This is a genomic window from Centipeda flueggei ATCC 43531 (genome assembly GCF_000160695.1).
Classification (GTDB): Bacteria; Bacillota; Negativicutes; order Selenomonadales; family Selenomonadaceae; genus Centipeda; species Centipeda flueggei.
Window position 1 is genome coordinate 1,093,826 of the sequence record NZ_GG694006.1, and the last position, 19,931, is coordinate 1,113,756.

Here is a 19,931-nt window from a genome sequence, read left to right on the forward strand (position 1 = left end):
AAAGCTATAGCCCCTTTTCCCCCGCTGCAGACATGGTCTCAGGAAGGAAGTGTACCTCTACACGGTGTTTTGCTTTGTCCGAAATCCATTCGGTCAGGCGATGGCGCGACGCTTCGTCCATATCGGCGTTAAGATAGATAAACGCAATCTGGTTTTCCTTCAGAGCTGTCGATGTATCCCCTCCTGTTCCGGCAGGTTCGCGTACACTCCCGACGGCGATGCGGGAGATCTCCGGGAAAACGATGCGCGCCTCACGATTCCAGTCCAATATGTACATTCCTTGCTTCTCCCCTTCCTCGCGGGCAGATTTGAGTGCAGTCACGGTCTGCTGCTCCTGAACAGAGGGAATAGCTTTTTTTCCTGTCTCACTGAGTCTCTGATCGATCATCGCCTCCATTTCTTCACGGTCTTCCGAAGAAAAGATTTCTAGGTGAAACGGTTTGAGCTGTGTCTTTTGATGCAATTTCTCCGTCAATTCCTCAAGATCATCCTTCGATATTCTAGCGATTGTAAAAACCGTCAGCGTTTTCTTCTCGTTATCCAAGGTATAGGAGATGGCAATGTGCGGAGGTGTTTTGAAATTCTCCTCAAAAAATATTTTCGCCTGCTCGTTCTCCAGATTTTCCTGCACGCTCTGATACGCCGCGAAACAGCTGGGCAGCGTGACAAGGATGGCTAAGGCCATCAGATATCTTTTTTGTCTTGAAAATTCTACGGAGTCCCGCTCAATCTTCGATGGGATGTCAATGAGTTTCAGGACAACAAATGCAGTCAGACAGATAAAGAAGCTATTGATGAAGAACAGATAGAGTGCCCCAACAGCGTACGCCGCTACTCCCGCAGCAATCCCATATCCTGCGGTGCAGAGCGGAGGCATCAGAGCCGTTGCAATCGCAACCCCCGGAATAACATTTCCGCCCTCCTTGCGTGTTATCCCGATGATGCCTGCCAGCCCGCCAAAGACAGCAATCAAAACATCCCAGATGGTCGGCGATGTCCGTGCAAGCAGCTCCGAAGAGGGGGCATCGATCGGCGTGAGGGAAAAATAAAGCGTCGATGCAGCAACTGAAATAAGCACTTGGGCGAACAGATTACCTGCACCGGAACGTATATACGCGCTGTCATAACGGGCAAGCCCATAGCCAATCCCAAGGATCGCCCCCATCAGCGGCGAGATCAGCATCGCTCCGATAACGACCGCCGTACTATTCATATTGAGACCGATGGAGGCAATAAAGATCGCCAGTATCAAAACGCTGAGATTCGTCCCCCGTAATCGGATACCAGCGTTGACCCGCTTCGTAATTTCCTGTGTCGAAGCAATATCACCACGTAAGTCAAAGAAAAATTTTAGCTTATTCCAAATCAAAATTTATCTCCCTCGCTTTCTGTCAGCTGCAAGTAAAATGGTTGCTGCACGGCCTGTTTTGTTCCCTGCAGCAGCTCCATTGCTGCGCGCTATGCTCTTGTCATACGCAAAAAGATGCGGCGTGCTGCCGCATCAAATCATCGGTATTTCCTCAAGCATCCGCCGCGCATCTCTTACGCGATCACGATGCCGTTGTCCTGTGCCAGCTTGCGGATAATCAGCTCCGGGAGTTCTGCCGCCTCGGCGATGACCGCAGGGGCGATGCCCGCGCGCAGGAGATTCATCGAGACGCGGATGACCGCTTTTTTGCTGCCGCGCAGTTCACCCTCGGCGAATCCCTCCGCCTTGCCCGCCTCCGCACCATGCTTCCACACGGTCTCCAGATCCGCCTCCATGGCCGTGCACAGTGCCTGCGTCCGCCGCTCTGCCGTCATGCGGATCAGTTCTTCCATTTTTGTCTCTCCCATTACACGTCAGCCTTTCCTTTCATTTTTTCTCTTATTATATCGGCTTCTATGAGATTGGTCAAACAGAAAACGCCCCCGCATCGCAGGATGCGGAGGCATTCGGTATATCGTATATCCCGTTATTTTTTCCGATAGATGATCGGACTGCGCCAGAGATACTCGAACGGTGCACTGAGGCAGTGGACGAGACGCGAGAACGGGAAGAGTATCGCGACCGACATCCACGCGAGCATGTGCAGGCGGAACATGAGCGGCACGTTCTCCATATAGGAGATGTCGGGGCTGAGCATAAGAACGGAACGGAACCATGGCGCGATGGTCTCGCGGTAGTCAAACCCGCCCTCCAAGGCGTTGAGCCCCGTCGCTGCACAGCCCGTGAAGATGGCAAGGAAGAGGAAGAAATAGAGGAAACGATCCATCGACGACGTGTTCACCGCCATGCGGTCGGTGCCGAAACGGCGGCCGAGCAGGAGGATGAAGCCGAGGAAGAAGAGAATCCCCGCGGGCGTACCGCCGCCGAGGGCGATCATGTGATAGAGGTGCTCGTTGATGCCCACCGCCTCCGTCGCTGCCTTCGGGATGAGCACGCCGATGATGTGTCCGCCGAGTGCCATGACAAGGCCGAGGTGGAACATGGGGCCTGCGAGCGGGAGGTTCCCCTTCGTGAGGAACTGGCTGGACTTCGTCGTCCAGTTCCGCTCAAAGACGGTGTAGCGCACGATCGTCCCCACGATGAGGAACGTGAACGCAATGTAGGGGAGCGCGCCCCAGACAAACTGTTTCATGATGCCGTCCTCCCTTCCAGATGCGCCGCCCCCGTGAGGACGACATCGAGCAGAAACGCGTAGGGCAGCTTCGCCTCGATCAGACGGTCACGCAGGAGCTCCAGCTTCGGGCGCACCGCGCCGAGGATGTGTGCGGCACGCTCCTCGGGCACGGCTGCCGCAAGCTCAAGGATCGCGGGCAGGTAGTCGGGCAGCTCATGGTCGAGGTCATAGCCCGCATCGAGGAAGAGCTGCTTGTACGCGAGCATCTCCTCGGACTGCTTGCCGAAATCGGTGCGGTTGTGCGTCGTGAGGTAGAGGTTCGTGTTCTGGGAGAAGTCGAAGGCACGCACGTATGCGTCCTCATACTCCTTCGGGTCGCTTTCCTCCACGTAGTCAAAGAACTCCTCAAGCACCTCGCGCGACTGCGGGCGCTCGACGGTATGCGCCTCGGCGGCGCACTCCTTCACATCCCCCCACCATTCCTTTGAGGGGTACTCAAAGAGATAGGAGGTGAGGAGCAGCTCCTTTTGAATGCTGTTTGTCTCCATCATCAGCACCCCCCGGGACAGGCATAGCCTGCCGTCCCCTGCAGTTCGCGCAGTTTATCCTGCGATACGTCCTGCACGCCTGCGGGGATGTTGAACCGATCGCGGCGCTTTGCGATGCCGAGCAGACGGTACATCGCCTCGTAGGTCTCCGCATCGTGCGTGAGTCCTGCGGGCAGCGGCTCGCCCGTCTGTTTCGTGCGCATGTAGGTGCGCAGCTCGAGCAGCACGCCGAGGACGCGCTCGATCGCCGCCGTGTCGCCCGCCGTCAGGAGCTGGGCGAGGTAGGCGACGGGGATGCGCATCTCTGCTGCGCCGGGGAAGAACACCTTCTCCTCGGCGCGCCGTGCGATCGGACTGAGGGGCGGGACGTACCAGATGTTCGGCAGCGTGCGGTACTCCGGATGGAGCGGGAACGCGAGCTGCCACTCGGCGATCAGCTTATACGAGGGCGAGTTCTGTGCCGCGCGGATCCAGCGGTCAGGGATGCCTGCCTCGTGCGCCGCCTTCACCGTTGCGGGATCGTTCGGATCGCAGAGCGCATCGAGGTACGCCTTGTAGATGTCCTTCGGATCGGGGGTCGATGCCGCCGCCTTCACCTTGTCCGCATCGTAGAGCAGTACGCCGAGATAGCGCATGCGTCCGACGCAGCCGTCGCTGCAGACGGTCGGCAGCCCGTTCTCAAGGCGCGGGAAGCAGAATACGCACTTCTCCGCCTTGTTCGTCTCCCAGTTGTAGTAGATCTTCTTGTACGGGCACGCGGGGACGCAGTGACGCCAGCCGCGGCAGCCGTCCTGCGAGATCAGCACCACGCCGTCCTCGTCGCGCTTGTAGATCGCGCCCGAGGGGCACGCCGCGACGCAGGCAGGGTTGAGGCAGTGGTTGCAGAGACGCGGCAGATGCTTCATGAAGATGTCGTGGAACTCAAGCGTGATCTCCTGTCCAATCTTGCCGAGGTTGTAGTCCTTGCGTGCGGACTGTCCGTCGGCGAGGTCGTCCTCCCAGTTCGGGCCCCATTTGATCTCCATGCGCTTCTGCGTGATGAGCGAGCGCGGACGCGCCACGGGCTGGTGGTTGCGCCGCTTCGTGTGGATCAGCGTCTCATAGTCGTATGTCCACGGCTCATAGTAGTCGTCCATCTCGGGCTGCTGCGGATGGTAAAAGAGCTTCGCGAGGCGCGAGATCTTGCCGCCGGTCTTGAGGCTCAGCTCGCCGTCCTTCAGCTCCCAGCCGCCCTTCCATTTTTCCTGATTCTCCCACTGCTTCGGATAGCCGATGCCGGGTTTTGTCTCGACGTTGTTGAAATACATATACTCCGCGCCGCGCCGGTTCGTCCAGACGTTCTTGCACAGGATGGAGCACGTATGACAGCCAATGCACTTGTCGAGATTCATGACCATCGCGATCTGTGCTTTAATCTTCAAGCCAATCTACCTCCTCCATGCGCCGCACGACGACATACGAGTCGCGCTGGTTGCCCGTCGGGCCGTAGTAGTTAAATCCATAGCTGAGCTGCCCGTAGCCGCCGATGAGGTGGGTGGGCTTCATGTGAATGTGCGTCGGGGTGTTGTGCGTTCCCGCGCGCGTCCCGGAGAGCTTCGAGCCCGGCACGTTGATGTGGCGGTCCTGCGCGTGGTGCATAAAGACTGCGCCCTGCGGAATGCGCGGCGAAACGACGACGCGCGAGGCGACAACGCCGTTGCGGTTGTAGAGCTCGATCCAGTCGTTGTCCTTCACGCCGATCTCCGCCGCGTCCTTCTCGCTCATCCAGACGCTCTGGCCGCCGCGGAACATCGTGAGCATCTGCTGCGCATCGAAGTACATGCTGTGCGTACTCCACTTGTTGTGCGGCGTGAGATACTTCAGCGTGATCTCCTTCTGCGGACCGTTCAGCGACTTGTTCATCGGGCGGAAATCGAGGATCGGGCGGTAGACCGCCTGTGCCTCGCCGAACTCGCGCATGACCTCATGATCCATGTAGAAATGCTGGCGTCCCGTCAGCGTGCGGAACGGAATCAGCTCCTCCACATTGTTCGTAAAGGGCGTGTAGCGGCGGTTCTGATTGCTGCCCGTAAAGGTCGGCGCCGTGATCGTCTCACGCGGCTGCGCAATGACCTGATCGTAGGTAAAGCGCTCCTCCTCGCGATCCTTCGCGAGCTTCGTGAGGTTCGAAAGTCCTGTGCGCTTTTCGACCGCCGCCCATGCACGGACGGCCGTCCTGCCGCAGGTCGTCGGCGACATGCCGAGCACCGCGTCGATCGCCTGCCGTGCCTCGTAGATCGAGGGGCAGCCGTAGGACACATAGTCCTTGTTGTCGATGATGCCGTTGCGCCGGCGGATCTCCTCGTAGTCCTCTGCCGAGTCCCACGTATTGCCGTGGCTCGCCGTCTTGCCGCCCGCATTCGGCCCGAGTGCAATCCACTTCTCATAGAGTTTCGTGTAGTCGATCGTATTCGCGGCGATGTTCGGCATCGTCCTGCCGGGGATCGGCTCACACTCTCCCTTTTTCCAGTCGCGCACGACGCCGTCGGGCTGTGCCAGCTCTGCCTCGCTGTCGTGCCCGAGCGGGGTCGCGGCGATGTTCGTGTACGGGGTGAGTCCCGCATCCTTTGCAACGGCGGAGACCGCCTGTGCGAGCGTGCGGTAGATATCCCAGTCCGTCCGCGACTCCCAGAGCGGATCGACCGCCGGCTGGAACGGATGGACGAAGGGATGCATATCCGTCGAGGAGATGTCGGTCTTCTCGTACCACGTCGCCGTCGGAAGGACGACGTCGGAGTAGAGCGCGTTGCCCGCCATGCGGAAATCGAGCGCGACGAGGAGGTCGAGCTTGCCGTCGAGCGCGCCGCCCGGCTTTTCGAGCTCCTCCTTCTCACGCCACTTGACCTCCTGCGGACGGACGGCGGCATCCTCCTCCTGGAAGATGCTGTTCTCCGTGCCGAGAAGATACTTAAGGAAGTAGTCGTTGCCCTTCGCGGACGAGCCGAGGAGGTTGCAGCGCCAGACAAAGAGGTTGCGCGGGAAGTTCTGGGGTGCATCGGGGTCCGCCCACGCAAAGTCGAGGCTGCCGTCCTTCAGACTCTTCACGACATACTGCTTGATGCCATCCGCGCCCTCGTAGCCCGCCGACTTCGCGTCTGCGGCGATCTGGTTCGAGCCGCGGTTGAACGTCGGATAGGCGGGGGCCCAGCCGAGACGTGCCGCGAGCAGGGCGTAGTCCGCCGGATGCGTATAGCGCGCCGTCTCGTTTGCCGCCGCGAGCGCGTCCGTCTGGATCTCGTCGCTGCGCCACTGGTCGGTCGCAAAATAGTAGAACGACGTGGAGTTCAGCATCTTCGGCGGAGCCTGCCAGTCGGAGCCCGACATGATGCGCGCCCAGCCCTCGTTCGGGCGGAGCTTCTCCTGCCCGACGTAGTGCGCCCAGCCGCCGCCGTTGCGTCCCTCGCAGCCCGTGAAGAGCAGGAGGTTGATGATCGTGCGGTAGACGATGTCGGCGTGGAACCAGTGGTTGATGCCGCCGCCCATGATGATCATCGTGCGCCCGTTCGTCTTGATCGCATTGTCCGCGATCTCGCGCGCCGTCTTGATGACGAGGTCGGGTGCGATGCCTGTGTACTTCTCCTGCCATGCGGGCGTATAGGGCGTATCGTCCTCGTAGGAGCCCGCACTCTCGCCGCCGATGCCGCGGTCTATCGCGTAGTTCGCGAGCGTCAGATCGTAGACCGTCGTGACGAGCACCTCGCCGTCTGCGGTCTTGACGCTGCGTACGGGGAGCGCGCGCGTCAGCGTGCGCTTTTCGCGGTCGTTGCCGAAGTACGGCAGCTCGACCTCCACCGTCCCCGTCTTATCATCCCAGACGGAGAGACGCGGGCAGATCTCCGCGCCTGTGTCGCGGTTCTCCTCGCGGATGTTCCATTTCTCCTGATCGCTCCAGCGCTCGGCGAGTGTGCCGTTCGGGATGATGATCTCGCCCGTTTTATCATCCACCACATAGTAGCGGAACTCCGCGTGCTTCTCGTCGCGTCCCATGTCGCGCGAGGAGAGCATGCGCCCCGGGATATACGTGCCGTCCGCGCGCTTTTCGATGCGCACGAGGAACGGGAAGTCCGTGTATTTCCGCGTGTACTCGACGAAGAACGGGACGGTCTTGTCGACGTAGTATTCCTTCAGGATGACGTGTCCCATCGCCATCGCGAGGGCAGAGTCACTGCCGACTTTCAGCGAAATCCACGTGTCCGCGAACATCGACGACTCGGCGTAGTCGGGCGCGATGGAGACGACCTTCGTCCCCTTGTAGCGCACCTCCGCCATAAAATGTGCGTCCGGCGTACGCGTCAGCGGCACATTCGAGCCCCATGTGATGAGGTAGCCCGCGTTGTACCAGTCGCTTGACTCGGGTACGTCCGTCTGCTCGCCCCAGATCTGCGGGCTCGCAGGCGGGAGGTCGGCGTACCAGTCGTAGAACGAGAGTCCTACGCCGCCCATCAGCTGCATGAAACGGATGCCCGCCGCATAGCTCAGCATCGACATCGCCGGGATAACGGAGAAGCCGAAAATACGGTCGGAGCCGTAGGTATACGCCGTATAGAGCACGGAGGCGGCGATCAGCTCGCTGACCTCTTCCCAGTTGGAGCGCACAAAGCCGCCCATGCCGCGTGCCTCTTTGTACTTTTTCTGCTTCACGGGATCCGAGGCGATGCTCTTCCACGCCTCGTATGCGTTCGCGTGCGACGCACGCGCCTCACGCCAGAGAGCCGCGAGCTCCCCGCGCAGGTACGGGAACTTCACGCGGTGCGGACTGTAGAGATACCAGGAGAACGTCGACCCACGCGGACAGCCGCGCGGCTCGAAGTCCGGCATGTCCGGCGCCGTCTCCGGGTAGTCCGTCGCCTGATTCTCCCACGCTACGATCCCGTTCTTGACGTGGACGTTCCAGCTGCACGAGCCCGTGCAGTTGACGCCATGCGTCGTGCGTACGGTCTTGTCAAATGACCAGCGATCACGGTACATGTTTTCCCATGTACGCCCGCCTTCGCGCGTCTCCTGATGACCATCCGCAGAAGTCGACGTAGGAATCAGATACTTGAATTTTTGAAAGATACTGCTCACGCCTTCACCCCTCCGCTGTTCTGTTTAGGAATCGCTGATAAAATAGACCCTAAGACAGCGGTGCTGAATTTATCAGTGCTTCCTTTACACAGAAAAAACACATTACATAGGTTCTCTTATGTTACTATAATCCTTGTCTCCAGAATGTGAGTTATATCACAGTTTTAGGCAAATTCCACAATCGAATGATATTCTCAATTCATATATGACGCATCCTGCGTGAGATTCTCATTATTGCTGCATGATCATACTAAAAATCTTCCGCTCATAAAAAAGGAGCACCGCACGAAGCCATTCGCCTCATACGGTACTCCCGTGGATCGTTTCACTAAAATTTTGACGCGTGCTTTGCGGCTTCCCTGCGTTCAAAAATCTTGTCCAGTACCGCCGCTTCCTGTTCACGCCATGGGCGATTTGGATCATCCACATGCATTTGCTTAAGATCCTTAATCACTTCATCGCGCAGAAGATCAAACAGTGTACTCGACTGCACATCTCCCGCTGTTCGCTGTGACTGACGGCGCAGGAACGGATGGAAGGGGGAGAAGCCGAACATATCGGAGATGAGGTTATTCACCTGATAGCGTTCCTCGCGTGAAAGCCCTTTCATCGCGTTGACAAACGCGCGTTTTTCCTCAAACGAAGCATCCCGCGGCGGGTAGTAAAAGAGCGAGCCGTCAGGATTCTTCTGGCAGACAACAAGGCGTCCGCCGATACGCGGCTTCGCCATTGTGGAATAATCACGCAGATCATCGTTATAGAGAGCCGCAATGAGTGCCTCATCATCCGGTTCCGGATAATGCTCCGGATCAACAGACCACTTGCAAATATTCTCCACTGAGTTCCGCTTCGCGTCGGAATCGGATGTCGACAACGCCTCGCCGAGCATCGCGGCAAAAACTTCTCCATCAGCTGGCTTTTTCGACGGTTTGGCGGCGGATGAGTGGACGCGCGCCGCATCATCTGTTCCATGTACGTTCAAATATGCCATATCAAGCCTTCCTTTCTCTTCTTCTAACAATATTATCGTAAAAATCGCCCCCCCTTAATCCAAAATCAATTTTTATTGATGATATCCATCATCCGCCATGACGCATTGACAACAAATGTCCTTCTTATTGTATGAATCCTTCAACTATACTATAATGTAAGATAAGTTATTGTATCTTTTCGATACGAAAGGCAGGGTTATGCAGGTACAGGTGAATGTAAAGCGCATTGGCAAGCGCAGGAATGCCATCGAGACACGCCCGTATGAGATTGGCGCGGTGCACGATATCGGCGAACTGATCGATGCGTTTGTGACGGCGGAGGTCACGCGGTTCAACGCGCGTGCGGAGACGGGCGAGACGGCGCTCCGCTATCTGACGCGCGCGGAGATCGCGGATGCGAGCACGGTCGGCAAGGTCGGCTTTGGCGTGGACTATCGCGGGCAGGTGCAGAGTGCGGCGGCGGCGATCGAGAATGCGCGGCAGTCGTTCGAGGACGGCATCTACCGGATTTTCGTGAACGGGGAGGAGCTCGGCGAGACGTGCGATACGCCCGTCACGCTGAAGGAGAACGATGAGATCACCTTTGTGCGTCTGACGATGCTCGCGGGACGTATGTGGTGAGGGAGGATGTTATGCGTATAGTAACTGGAGGAATACGATGATCAACTGGTATCTGGGCGATGAGGACATGTCCGCCCTTCTGGCGGAGCTAAAGGCGGCGATGCCCGCGCTGAATGAGCAGAGCCAAAAACTGCTGAATTTTCTCTTTTTCCGCACGGACAAAAAGGGCGAACCCGACTATGACTGGGATGTCGTTGTGGCGAATTTCCGCCGCAACAAGAAGGACGTGGTCTGTACGGTGGACGATGATGTCTTGCCGCCCGCGCTCTACCCCGCCTTTGACCTCATGATGGGCGAGGCGCTGCGGAAAGATCTCGTCGCTATCGCACACAATCTCGCCGACTATCCCTACACAACCCGCTACACCCGTCGGCTCATCCGCTCGCGTGACTATCATCAGCACGTCGGGCGCATCTGGGCGCTGGTAGAGCGGCTGATTCGCCAGCGTTTCTCCGGACTGACCGTGCCGCAGATCCTGCGAGGCGCCTACGATGTGGAAAAGTACGGCAGCAGCTTCCTCGTGCCCGAGCAGATCGCCGTGTGGATTGACCGCGGCAATGAGGAAGTCCTCTCCATCATCCGCGAGATGCTGCTCAGCGAGAACAACACGAAAATCCTCACCTACGATGTGTTCCGCGCCATCTTCAAGGCGCGCAATACGGAGCTCGCAGAACTCGTCGGCAAGCTCCTTCTCGCGGGGAAACTGCAGGAGGGTCTGCGGCAGGCGATCTGCGAGACGATGGACTGCGGGCGGCAGGAGCACTTCGTCTACATCATGGGGCTGATCGAGGAGCATAATCTCATCCGTTTCTCGTCCGTGCGCCGCGCCATCGCGACGACCATCGGCATCGGTACGGACAGCGAGCGTGTGGACAAGAAGCTCCTCGCGCTCATCATGCGCGTGCTGCGCGATCCCGCGGAGGGAGATGCCTTCGTCTACAGCGAGGACAATGTCGAGGCGATGGTCGGGCTGTGGAGCAAGGGGCTGCACGATGTAAAGGATCTCATCGCCGCCATGGAGGAGATCATTGGGGAGGGGCGTCCGCACTCCGTCCTCCTCGTCTCGTACTTCCTGCACGCCCTGCAGGACGGCGCGGCCGAGCGAAATGTCGCCAAGCGCGTCCTCCTCGGCATCACGGACGCGGAACTCAGTGCAGAGGACATGCAGAAAATCGCCTGCTATCTGTCCTATGTGACGGGCGATTTCTACATCCTGCGGGAGCTCGACGACTTCGTCAAGAAGTTCGACGCACAGGCGTATTTCGCGAACGCAGAGGAGGCCACGCGTTTCTTCGACCTCTGCGAACGCGCCCATGCGCGCATGAAGCGCAAGGAGGAGGAATACCGTCCGTGCATTTTCCCGTGGTACGGGGTGACGCTGACGAAGGAAGCACTGTCCAATGCGATGGTGCTCGCTGCCCTCTGTGCCGGCACTGCGCTGGCGGATCGCGTCGCGCCCATCCTCTCCGCCTGCTACACGGGACAGCGGGCTGCACCGCTCCTGCTCAAAGCGCCGCTGAGCCCCGTGCAGGAGCAGGCACTCATCGATCTCCTGCGCCTCGCTCCCGAGACAGCGGCGCGGATCATCCGTGAGAACCCAACGGCGTCGGTGCCCGATACGGAGGTTACCGACACGCTCCGCACGGCACCTGAGACAGCAAAGGGTCTCATGGGCGGGGACTTCGTCACGCGCCACGAGGGCGACATCGCCGCCCTGCTGCGCCTCAAGACGGCGAATGTACGCCGCACGGTGCTCGATCTCCTCTACGGGCAGACCGACGCACAGCTCCGCACGACGATGGCAGGCCTCCTCACGCAGCGCGACGTGAACAAGCGGCTCGGCGCGCTCGACCTGCTCCTGCGCTGCAAGGCGGACGAGCGCATCCCGCAGGAGGAGCTGCTCGCCCTCGCACAGACGATCAAGAAGCCGACGTCGGACGAGCAGGTGCTGATCGACGAGCTCGCACGCACGGGCGCGGCGGCAGAGGCGGAGGACGCGCTGTTCGATGCGGCATACGTGCCCGACTTCACCATTGACCTCCATGACACAGCGGATGCGGCGGTCGCGGCGGGCTACGATGCAGCGGCAAACACCGTCCACGTCGTCAACACGCTCACACTCAAAGACATATTCCCGTGCACGGACGAGGAACTGCTCACGATCGTCGAAAAACTTGACGCACTCTACACGGAACACGAGGACTATGAGTACAAGAGCCGCTGGAACGGCAGGGAGGAGACGACGCTGGCCTCGGGCTTTTACGAGCGCGCGGATACCGAACACACGAAGAGGGCACCCAACAATATCAAAGACTACCCGCTCCCGGAGGTCTGGGAGGAGTTCTATCGAAAGGAGATCAAAGACTTTCGCGTGCTCTATCAGCTCGCCATCGCCGTTCTCATGGCAAAGGCGGAGGATGCCCTCTTTACGGAGGGGCTGACGCGCATCACGGGGCGGGACTGGACGGCGTTCCCCGCCGCCCTTGCCGCGCAGAAGCTGAGTTACTTCGGCGAGGGGTACGTCGGACGGCAGACGGGGAAAAACGTCATCCGCGTGCTCTATGAAACGCACGCCGAGGAGAACCGCCCGTTCGTCTTTGCCGCAGGGCTGCTGCTGATGCGCCGCGCCTATGAATGCTATGATGAAAAGCTCTACCTCGTGGAGCGAAAGGGGCGTTGGCGTTCGAGTACGTATCGGATCACGCACGACAATGCGCTGATGCAGACCGCCCTGCACGGGGCGAGGCTCTACGCGGACGATGTAGAGTTCGCACAGTCCTATGCCCTGCGCCTGCGGCTCGCGGAGCGGATCGAGGATGTCCTCCTGCGCGCGGGAGGGGAACCCGAGGGCGGCCTGACGGGCATCATCGAGCATGCGAAGGCACACCTCCTCGGCATGGAGAAGAAGGACGCGTTCTACAAGATGCTCCTCGGCGTGCAGGCGGAGGATATGGATAAGGACGCACGCCGCAATCAGAAAAAGGTCGAGCAGAACCGCGTACGCGTGCTCGAGCGCTATCGGAGCGGTGCGCTCCCCGACCGCAATGACCCCGAGTGCCGCGGCGCACAGACGGAGGATGTGCTTTCCTTTGTCAAGGAGGAGGGACAGCGCGTCGTCGACAGCATCGTCACGGCAGAGCTGCGGCGCGGCGATACGCCCGCGCTCCACTCCGCCGCCGTGGACAGTATCCTACGCGTCGAGGGCATCCAGCTCTTCGTGCGCATCCTGCAGGCGCTCGGTGCGCTGAAGCTCGACCGCCGCAGCTGGTACGCGGGCTCGGACGAGGCAAAGGCATCGACGCTGAGCCACCTGCTGAAGGTCAGCCACCCGCACGCGGGCGAGACAGCCGCCGACCTGAAGGCGGCGCTGAAGGACGCGGGCATCGCCCAGCAGCGTCTCGTCGAGGCGGCGATGTACGCGCCGCAGTGGATCCCGCTCATCGAGGCATACCTCGGCTGGCGCAGTATGGCGAGCGGCTGCTACTACTTCCAAGCGCACATGAGCGACATCCCAAAGGAACGCGCGAGCATGATCGCAAAGTACACGCCCATCCCGATCGAGGATCTGAAGGAGGGTGCATTCGACATCGACTGGTTCAAGGCGGCGTACAAGGAGCTCGGCAAGGCGCATTTTGAGAGTCTCTACGACGCGGCAAAGTACATCTCGAACGGCGCAAAGCACGCGCGCGCACGCAAATTTGCCGATGCCGTACGCGGTGCGCTGAACCTCGCCGATGTGGAGAAGGAAATCACGGCGAAGCGCAACAAAGATCTCGTCATGTGCTGCGGCCTGATCCCGCTGAAACGCGCACGGGATAAGGATATGCTCGCACGCTATGTGTTCCTCCAAAATTTCCTCAAGGAAAGCAAGCAGTTCGGGGCGCAGCGCCGTGCGAGTGAGGAGAAGGCGGTGGAGATCGCCCTCTCGAACCTCGCGCGCGCCTGCGGATTTGACGATGTGACGCGCCTCGTGTGGACGGCGGAGACGGAGCTCATCAAGGCGCACGCCGATCATTTCAGTCCGAAGGAGGTCGAGGATGTCGCGCTCTCCCTCTCCGTCGCAGAGGACGGCGCGGTGTCGCTCGTCTGCACGAAGGGCGGGAAGCCGCTGAAGGCCGTCCCCGCGAAGCTGAAGAAGAACGCCTACGTGCTCGAGCTGAAGGACGCAGAGAAGAATCTAAAGGAGCAGTACCGCCGCGCAAAGAAGATGCTCGAGGAGATGATGGAGGACGGCACGCCGCTCCTCGCCCGCGAGATCGCAAACGTCATGGAACACAACCCCGTCATTGCGCCGCTGCTGAAACCGCTCGTGTTTCAGTCGGGCGCAGCTCTCGGCTTCTATGCGGACGGTGCGCTCGTCGCTGCGGACGGCACGCGCACGGAGCTCGCGGAGGACGCAGAGGTAAAGATCGCCCACGCGCTCGATCTCTATGAGAGCGGCACATGGGCGGACTACCAGAAATATCTTTTTGAAAAGGAGATCCGTCAGCCCTTTAAGCAGGTATTCCGTGAGCTCTATGTCAAGACGGCGGACGAACGCGGAAAGGAGACGAGCCTGCGCTATGCGGGGCACCAGATCCAGCCCGCGAAGACCGTCGCGCTGCTCAAAACGCGCCGCTGGGTCATCGACGGCACGGAGGGACTGCAGCGCGTCTACTACAAGGCGAACATCATCGCACGCATCTACGCGCTTGCCGACTGGTTCTCACCTGCCGACATCGAGGCGCCGACACTGGAGTGGGTCGAGTTCTTCGACCGTAAAACCTTCCAGCGGCTGCCGATCGACGATGTTCCTGATCTCATCTTCAGCGAGGTCATGCGCGACGTCGATCTCGTCGTCTCCGTCGCACACGTCGGCGGCGTCGATCCCGAGGCGAGCCACTCGACCGTCGAGATGCGCCGCGCCATCGTGCAGTTTAACCTGCCGCTGTTCAAACTGGACAACGTGCGGCTTGAGGGGGTGCACGCGCACATCCACGGCAAGCTCGGCGACTACACCGTCCACCTCGGCAGCGGCGTCATTCAGCAGAAGGCGGGTGCGATGATCAACGTTCTGCCCGTCCACAGCCAGCATCGCGGGCGTCTCTTCCTCCCGTTCCTCGACGAGGATCCGAAGACGGCGGAGATCCTGTCGAAGATCATCCTCTTTGCCGAGGACGGCAAGATCAAGGATCCGTTCATCCTCGACCAAATCCGCGTGAGGAGGTAAGGAAGAAGCACAGCACAAAAACAGCGGCAGGAACAACCATGTTCCTGCCGCTGTTTCTTTCAGTTCTGCTGTGCAAACGCAGCGCGGTACGTCTGTCCCGCCGCCGTGTTCGCCTGCTGTGCCTTTGTACTCAGTTCAACCACGTACGCGTCCCCGAACATCTCACGCGACGCCTCCTTGCGGATATCCTCTTCCAGCGAGTGAAGCGAGCGCGCCAGAGACTCAATGTCGACCGCATACGCATCTTCATCCATATGAGCCAGACGGCGGATCTGCTCACGCTGTGCAAAATGCTGCGAGCGAATATCGCCGACGTTAATCCCATCCTGCGCAAGCGTCGGTGTCGCCGTCCGCATAATCAGCGGAACGGGAATCTGCCGCGCGGGATCGTCGAGTATGGATGCAAGTGATAGTACAGCCATCACAGTCACCTCATTTCCTTATGAGTATTCTGCCGAAACACCGATAAACTCAGTGCCGCCGAATGGACGGACTGTATTTCATCAGCAATTCCTTGGACATTTCCTTTGTCCTGTCTCTATTATAAGATCTTTCCCTATTGTTGCATACAGACTATTTTCCTAATTTCCTGCAGTTTTTGCTTATTTAAAATGAGAATTTCATAAAAAATTCATTTTGCTATTGAAATTCATTATCTTATTTGATATACTCCAGACAGTTTTTCAGTGGGATTTCTCCATGAGAGGAACTTTCCACACTCTCCTAAGGATATGCACGCTTCCTCCGCATATCCCACAAATACACAGCAAAAACACCGCACAGTTGCTCACTGCGCGGTGTTTTTGTATGCTCATGCCTGCTGCGCCTCGTCCGCATGGGGCAGCCTGCAGTCTCGTCCTTTGATGTGGTCAAAGAGCCAGCGTGCAAGAAAATCAAGGATGTTCAGCAGGTACTCCTGCTGGTTCTCATCCACCTTTTCAAGGTCGATCTCGCCGACTTTTTTCATAAAGCGCAGATGCAGGGCACGATGGCTGAAACGATGCGGGTCGCCGACACGCTCTGCGTATGCCTCCTCGCTCGCAAAATGCGTGCCGGCATACGTCCCCAGCTCTTCCAGGATATCGACGATCTTATCGTATTTGTCCTCTGCTGCGCTCTCCATCACGAGATCGTAGCACTCGTTCGTCAGGTCGAACAGCTTCGCATGCTGCTCGTCCACCGAAGCGATGCCCGTCAGATAATCATCCGTAAACTCATACTTCATGATGCATCGTTCCCTCTCCCGTCCGACATCCGAACGGCTTCCGTTTTCTGTGCGAGAAACATGCCTACTTCGCGGCGGCGGCCTCTTCCTTCGGAATACGGCAGTCCATGCCCTTGATATGTCCATAGAGCCAGCGCGTGAGAAAGTCGAGGATGCCGAGCAAATACTCCTGCTGGTTCTCGTCCACGCTGTCCAGGTCTACCTCGTTCATTTTCTGGATGAAACGCAGATGCTGATAGCGCTCGCTGAAGCGCCGCTCGTACTGCACACGCTCCATATACTCCTCCTCGTGGGCAAAATGCGTCGCTGCATAGTCGCGCAGTTCGTCGAGAAGCGCAACGATGCGGTCATAACGGTCGACTGCCTCATTGTCCATCACGAGTTCATAGCACTGATTCGCAAGATCAAAGAGTTTTCTGTGCTCCGTGTCGATCATGTCAATTTCGGTCAAATATTCCGGTGTCAGTTCATACTTCATCGTTCGTTTCCCTCTCTCCATAATTCTGCTGTCTGTGTCTCTCTTGGGCGCCGCCCCCTCCCTCCTCAGGGCTGACGCAGATTTGGTCCGCTTCTCTAGTCCCAGCCCTGGAGGGCCCAGTAGCGCTCCGCCGCATCGACGAAGGCAAAAAAGCCATGCTCATCCGCCGCCGTCCGTACGCGCACGAGTTTCCACCGCCTGTCCTCCGCACGCACCAGTTCAAACGTAACGGCTGCCGACGGCAGGAGCCTCCCATAGGTGCTGTCATTGCCGCGCAGAACGGCATCTGCCTCTGCACGATCACCGTCCGTGCGCACCGCTCCCACGGTCACGGTATATGCGGCGGCAAAGGCACGCATCTCGTCGGATGCCCATCGCGCCGCACCGTCCGTGCGCGAGATCGGTACACGCGAGGAGTCAAAGTAGTAGTCCAGCGCGGCGCGCACAAAGGCGATGTCCGCCGCGCGCCGCTCCGCCATATACTGCTCCATAAAGGCGGCATCGTGGCGAAAGAACCAGTCGCTCGGGTACCGTGCGTGCAGGGCGTCGATGTTCTCCGCGAGCAGTGCCGCCGCATCCTCAGAGAGCCCCGCAAGGACGGCATCCGTATCGACGTATTGATCGAAGCCATCGCGATCCTCCGCCGCAGCGGCATGACCGATATGTGCGAGCGCCGCCTCGGGCGTATGTTCCTTCCAGTATCTGAAGCCCATATATGCACAGAATATGAGCAGCACAGCCAGTACAGCGGCACTGCTGCGGCGCAGGTGTCGCATGACACAGGCTCCTTTCATCATCTTTTATACTGTATATCTCATACGCCATAGGGAAGCAAACGGCGCAGCGCGTGCGCCCTAATCCCTACTCTCCCGTCTCCTGATAGATCCGCAGACGCCGCTCCGCCGCGCCCACCGCATCGGCGAAATTTCTGCGCAGGTAGGCATCCACCGTCTGCCCAATGTACTTCTTCCCCGCGTCGTCGGGGTGCAGCCCGTCCGTCGTGTACGACGCCTCGAGTTCTCCGCCCACATCCGCGAGCACGGAGGAGACATCGACGCTGAACTCCTGCTGACGTATCCAGTTGTTGATATAGTCGCGGTGATCCATCCAGTCTGAGGGCGGCGTCATGATCTTCATACGCGTCGTCATCCACGCGGGACGAATGGGCGTCACCGTCAAGAAGATCGGCGTGATGCCGTGCGCACGGCATTTCTCCCCCAGTGCAGCAAGGTTGCGTACCGTCTGCGCACCATAGATGCCCGTGCGATAGTCGTTCACCCCACCCATGATGACGAGGACGCGCGGGGCAAACGGCAGGACATCCCGGTCAAAACGTGCGAGCATATCCCCTGTTGTATCACCGCTGTGCCCGAGGTTCTTGACGGGAACCGTACAGTATGTCTCCCAGTCATAGAGCGTGTAAGAGGGGGGCAGGCTGATCGCACCGCCCCCGTGGGTGATGCTGTCCCCCAGCGCCGCAATCGGCGTGTGCGGAACGACATCGAGCACGCCGCCCGTTGACCAGTCGGAAATGGGTGTCCCATTGATCGTGACGCCGCGGACACGATAGACATAGTGCCCCGGCTCCGTCAGCGGGGCATCGTCATAGGCATCGTATTCCCCCGCCTGAATGCTGCGAAGGAAAACATCATGCCCATTCGCGCGGCGGTAAACTTCGACCACGTGATGCTCCTGCCCGCTGAGCGGGATCCACGAATAAACGGGATAGAGCGGCGCATATGCCATTTTGTCATATTCTGCTGTGAGCACAGGCGCAGGCGGGTCTGCGCGCTCTCCGCGGACGGGACGCGGAGCAGATGCCTCTGCCAGCGGCGTTCCGTCGTAGCCCAGCGGGCGCACCGTCCAGCAGAGATCATCCTGCGGCAGGATGCCCGTAAACGGCACATGAACCCCCGTCGTATAGATGCGGCTGAGCTTTTGCTGTTCCACCATACGCCCCTCCGCCGTACGCACGAGAATACGCACCTCATAACGCACTGCCCCCGGGTAAGGCTGCCAGCGCAGGAGAACGGAGGACGGCAGCGGCGCCGCAGCGGACGCGTTGAATGCGGCGGACGCGCTGCGCACCATCTGTGCCGTACCGCGCTCCACCTGCCGCACCTCAGCAGAGGTCTGCACTGCGCTCACCAAAACGAATGCGGCGAGCAGTGCCTCCACGCCGCGCCGTAAGATCCCAAACTGCATTTAGTCCTCTTCCACATATCTGATATGTTCTTCTCCGATCGCTGCCTTCGCCGCTGCAAGCGTCGGGGCAAGGAGCGTCCGTGCCTCGTCTGCCGTCTTTGCCGCCGCCGTCACACGGACGAGGCAGCCATCTTCCTTTGCATAGGTCGCCACGGTCGGGTTCTCCCCATCGACGAGTGCGCCGAGGCGGTCGGCGACCTGCGCCTCACCGACGGGAAACCCCTGCTCCGCCATGGAGTAGAGCTTGATGTTCATGGAGACGAACGCCTTGTTACTCTGCTTGCGCAGGAAGACGTCACACGCCGTCTCAAACATCGGCTTCATCTCCTTCGGCGGACCGGGGAGCATGATGCACACGCGGCCGTCCTTCTCGATGATAACGCCGGGTGCCGTGCCATGATCGTTCTGCAGTACCACTGCACCTGAGGGGACCGTTGCCTGCTTGCGCATGCTCTCTGAAAGGGGAACGCCGCGCTTTTTTGCGCGCTCCTCCAGACGGCGCAGCGCCTCCTCGTCCTCAACGGGCGTGCAGCCAAAGTAGGAGATCAGCATCTCCTTTGTCAGATCGTCCTTCGTCGGGCCAAGACCGCCCGTGGTGATGACGCAGTCCCCGCGCGTATACGCCACATCGAGTGCGGCGCGCAGGCGCTCGGGGTTGTCTCCGACCACCGTCTGATAGTAGGCATCCAGTCCCATGTGCGCAAGCTTCTGCGCGATGTGCTGCGCATTTGTATTCACGATATTTCCCATGAGCAGCTCTGTGCCCACGCTGATAATTTCTACAACCATGCGATTCTCCTCTGATGGAAATTTTTCAATGAAAATTAGTTATTTTATTCATTCTACTACAAAAATCCTGCCTAGAAAAGGTAATTCCGCCTTTTTTGTCGAAAATAATACAATGTGCGTGTTTCTGCACAAATCCAGTTTTATCCCAAAATGAT

General features: G+C 59.2%; 15 protein-coding genes. 2 read left to right on the forward strand and 13 right to left on the reverse strand.

Annotated features, from left to right (window positions below):
- Nucleotides 1–4: 4 nt before the first annotated feature.
- From HMPREF0908_RS05180 to HMPREF0908_RS05210, 7 genes are all read right to left on the reverse strand, one after another.
- The gene (locus HMPREF0908_RS05180) at nt 5–1,369 is read right to left on the reverse strand and encodes a DUF389 domain-containing protein (protein ID WP_006690402.1); all 1,365 of its coding nucleotides are present in this window, start codon (nt 1,367–1,369) and stop codon (nt 5–7) included.
- Between the two features lie 173 nt (nt 1,370–1,542).
- Nucleotides 1,543–1,836, reverse strand: a complete 294-nt coding sequence (locus HMPREF0908_RS05185) for a hypothetical protein (protein ID WP_006690403.1) — start codon at nt 1,834–1,836, stop codon at nt 1,543–1,545.
- A 119-nt stretch (nt 1,837–1,955) separates the two neighbouring features.
- Entirely contained in the window at nt 1,956–2,621 is a 666-nt protein-coding gene (gene narI / locus HMPREF0908_RS05190; RefSeq protein WP_006690404.1) for a respiratory nitrate reductase subunit gamma, read from the reverse strand.
- A complete protein-coding gene (gene narJ / locus HMPREF0908_RS05195) occupies nt 2,618–3,151 on the reverse strand; it encodes a nitrate reductase molybdenum cofactor assembly chaperone (RefSeq protein ID WP_039981165.1) in 534 nt (177 codons plus the stop codon). The genes narI and narJ overlap by 4 nt, the downstream gene beginning before the upstream one ends.
- A 2-nt stretch (nt 3,152–3,153) precedes the next feature.
- Nucleotides 3,154–4,572 (reverse strand): nitrate reductase subunit beta, encoded by a 1,419-nt coding sequence (narH, locus tag HMPREF0908_RS05200; protein ID WP_006690406.1) that lies wholly within the window; start codon nt 4,570–4,572, stop codon nt 3,154–3,156.
- A complete protein-coding gene (locus HMPREF0908_RS05205) occupies nt 4,562–8,257 on the reverse strand; it encodes a nitrate reductase subunit alpha (RefSeq protein WP_006690407.1) in 3,696 nt (1,231 codons plus the stop codon). The genes narH and HMPREF0908_RS05205 overlap by 11 nt, the downstream gene beginning before the upstream one ends.
- A 328-nt stretch (nt 8,258–8,585) precedes the next feature.
- A complete protein-coding gene (locus tag HMPREF0908_RS05210; RefSeq protein ID WP_006690408.1) occupies nt 8,586–9,248 on the reverse strand; it encodes a hypothetical protein in 663 nt (220 codons plus the stop codon).
- A gap of 199 nt (nt 9,249–9,447) precedes the next feature.
- Between HMPREF0908_RS05210 and HMPREF0908_RS05215 the strand changes: the two genes are divergently transcribed.
- Both HMPREF0908_RS05215 and HMPREF0908_RS05220 read left to right on the forward strand, forming a co-directional pair.
- Nucleotides 9,448–9,870 (forward strand): hypothetical protein, encoded by a 423-nt coding sequence (locus HMPREF0908_RS05215; RefSeq protein ID WP_006690409.1) that lies wholly within the window; start codon nt 9,448–9,450, stop codon nt 9,868–9,870.
- Between the two features lie 37 nt (nt 9,871–9,907).
- Nucleotides 9,908–15,079 (forward strand): DUF4132 domain-containing protein, encoded by a 5,172-nt coding sequence (locus tag HMPREF0908_RS05220; protein ID WP_006690410.1) that lies wholly within the window; start codon nt 9,908–9,910, stop codon nt 15,077–15,079.
- Nucleotides 15,080–15,138: 59 nt separating this feature from the next.
- On the opposite strand, the gene HMPREF0908_RS05225 is transcribed toward HMPREF0908_RS05220, so the two are convergent.
- The 6 genes from HMPREF0908_RS05225 to HMPREF0908_RS05250 all read right to left on the reverse strand — a co-directional run bounded on the left by HMPREF0908_RS05225 (nt 15,139) and on the right by HMPREF0908_RS05250 (nt 19,776).
- Nucleotides 15,139–15,501 carry a hypothetical protein gene (locus HMPREF0908_RS05225; RefSeq protein ID WP_006690411.1) on the reverse strand — a complete coding sequence of 121 codons (363 nt, stop codon included), beginning with the start codon at nt 15,499–15,501 and terminating at the stop codon, nt 15,139–15,141.
- A 389-nt stretch (nt 15,502–15,890) separates the two neighbouring features.
- Entirely contained in the window at nt 15,891–16,304 is a 414-nt protein-coding gene (locus HMPREF0908_RS05230; protein ID WP_006690412.1) for a bacteriohemerythrin, read from the reverse strand.
- Nucleotides 16,305–16,368: 64 nt separating this feature from the next.
- Complete coding sequence (locus HMPREF0908_RS05235) at nt 16,369–16,782, reverse strand: bacteriohemerythrin (RefSeq protein ID WP_040572437.1); 414 nt, start codon at nt 16,780–16,782, stop codon at nt 16,369–16,371.
- Nucleotides 16,783–16,877: 95 nt separating this feature from the next.
- On the reverse strand, nt 16,878–17,558 hold the full coding sequence (locus HMPREF0908_RS05240) for a hypothetical protein (protein ID WP_040572438.1): 681 nt from the start codon (nt 17,556–17,558) through the stop codon (nt 16,878–16,880).
- 85 nt (nt 17,559–17,643) lie between these two features.
- Nucleotides 17,644–18,987: an SGNH/GDSL hydrolase family protein gene (locus HMPREF0908_RS05245; RefSeq protein ID WP_006690415.1), complete on the reverse strand. Its 1,344-nt coding sequence runs from the start codon at nt 18,985–18,987 to the stop codon at nt 17,644–17,646.
- Entirely contained in the window at nt 18,988–19,776 is a 789-nt protein-coding gene (locus tag HMPREF0908_RS05250; RefSeq protein WP_006690416.1) for a molybdopterin-binding protein, read from the reverse strand.
- Nucleotides 19,777–19,931 lie beyond the last annotated feature (155 nt).

Excerpts from the sequence above, each read along its gene's own strand:
- HMPREF0908_RS05185 (WP_006690403.1), bottom strand. The coding sequence starts at position 1,836 with ATGGGAGAGACAAAAATGGAAGAACTGATCCGCATGACGGCAGAGCGG.
- narI (WP_006690404.1), bottom strand. The coding sequence starts at position 2,621 with ATGAAACAGTTTGTCTGGGGCGCGCTCCCCTACATTGCGTTCACGTTC.
- narJ (WP_039981165.1), bottom strand. The coding sequence starts at position 3,151 with ATGGAGACAAACAGCATTCAAAAGGAGCTGCTCCTCACCTCCTATCTC.
- HMPREF0908_RS05210 (WP_006690408.1), bottom strand. The coding sequence starts at position 9,248 with ATGGCATATTTGAACGTACATGGAACAGATGATGCGGCGCGCGTCCAC.
- HMPREF0908_RS05215 (WP_006690409.1), top strand. The coding sequence starts at position 9,448 with ATGCAGGTACAGGTGAATGTAAAGCGCATTGGCAAGCGCAGGAATGCC.
- HMPREF0908_RS05220 (WP_006690410.1), top strand. The coding sequence starts at position 9,908 with ATGATCAACTGGTATCTGGGCGATGAGGACATGTCCGCCCTTCTGGCG.
- HMPREF0908_RS05225 (WP_006690411.1), bottom strand. The coding sequence starts at position 15,501 with ATGGCTGTACTATCACTTGCATCCATACTCGACGATCCCGCGCGGCAG.
- HMPREF0908_RS05230 (WP_006690412.1), bottom strand. The coding sequence starts at position 16,304 with ATGAAGTATGAGTTTACGGATGATTATCTGACGGGCATCGCTTCGGTG.
- HMPREF0908_RS05235 (WP_040572437.1), bottom strand. The coding sequence starts at position 16,782 with ATGAAGTATGAACTGACACCGGAATATTTGACCGAAATTGACATGATC.
- HMPREF0908_RS05240 (WP_040572438.1), bottom strand. The coding sequence starts at position 17,558 with ATGCGACACCTGCGCCGCAGCAGTGCCGCTGTACTGGCTGTGCTGCTC.
- HMPREF0908_RS05245 (WP_006690415.1), bottom strand. The coding sequence starts at position 18,987 with ATGCAGTTTGGGATCTTACGGCGCGGCGTGGAGGCACTGCTCGCCGCA.
- HMPREF0908_RS05250 (WP_006690416.1), bottom strand. The coding sequence starts at position 19,776 with ATGGTTGTAGAAATTATCAGCGTGGGCACAGAGCTGCTCATGGGAAAT.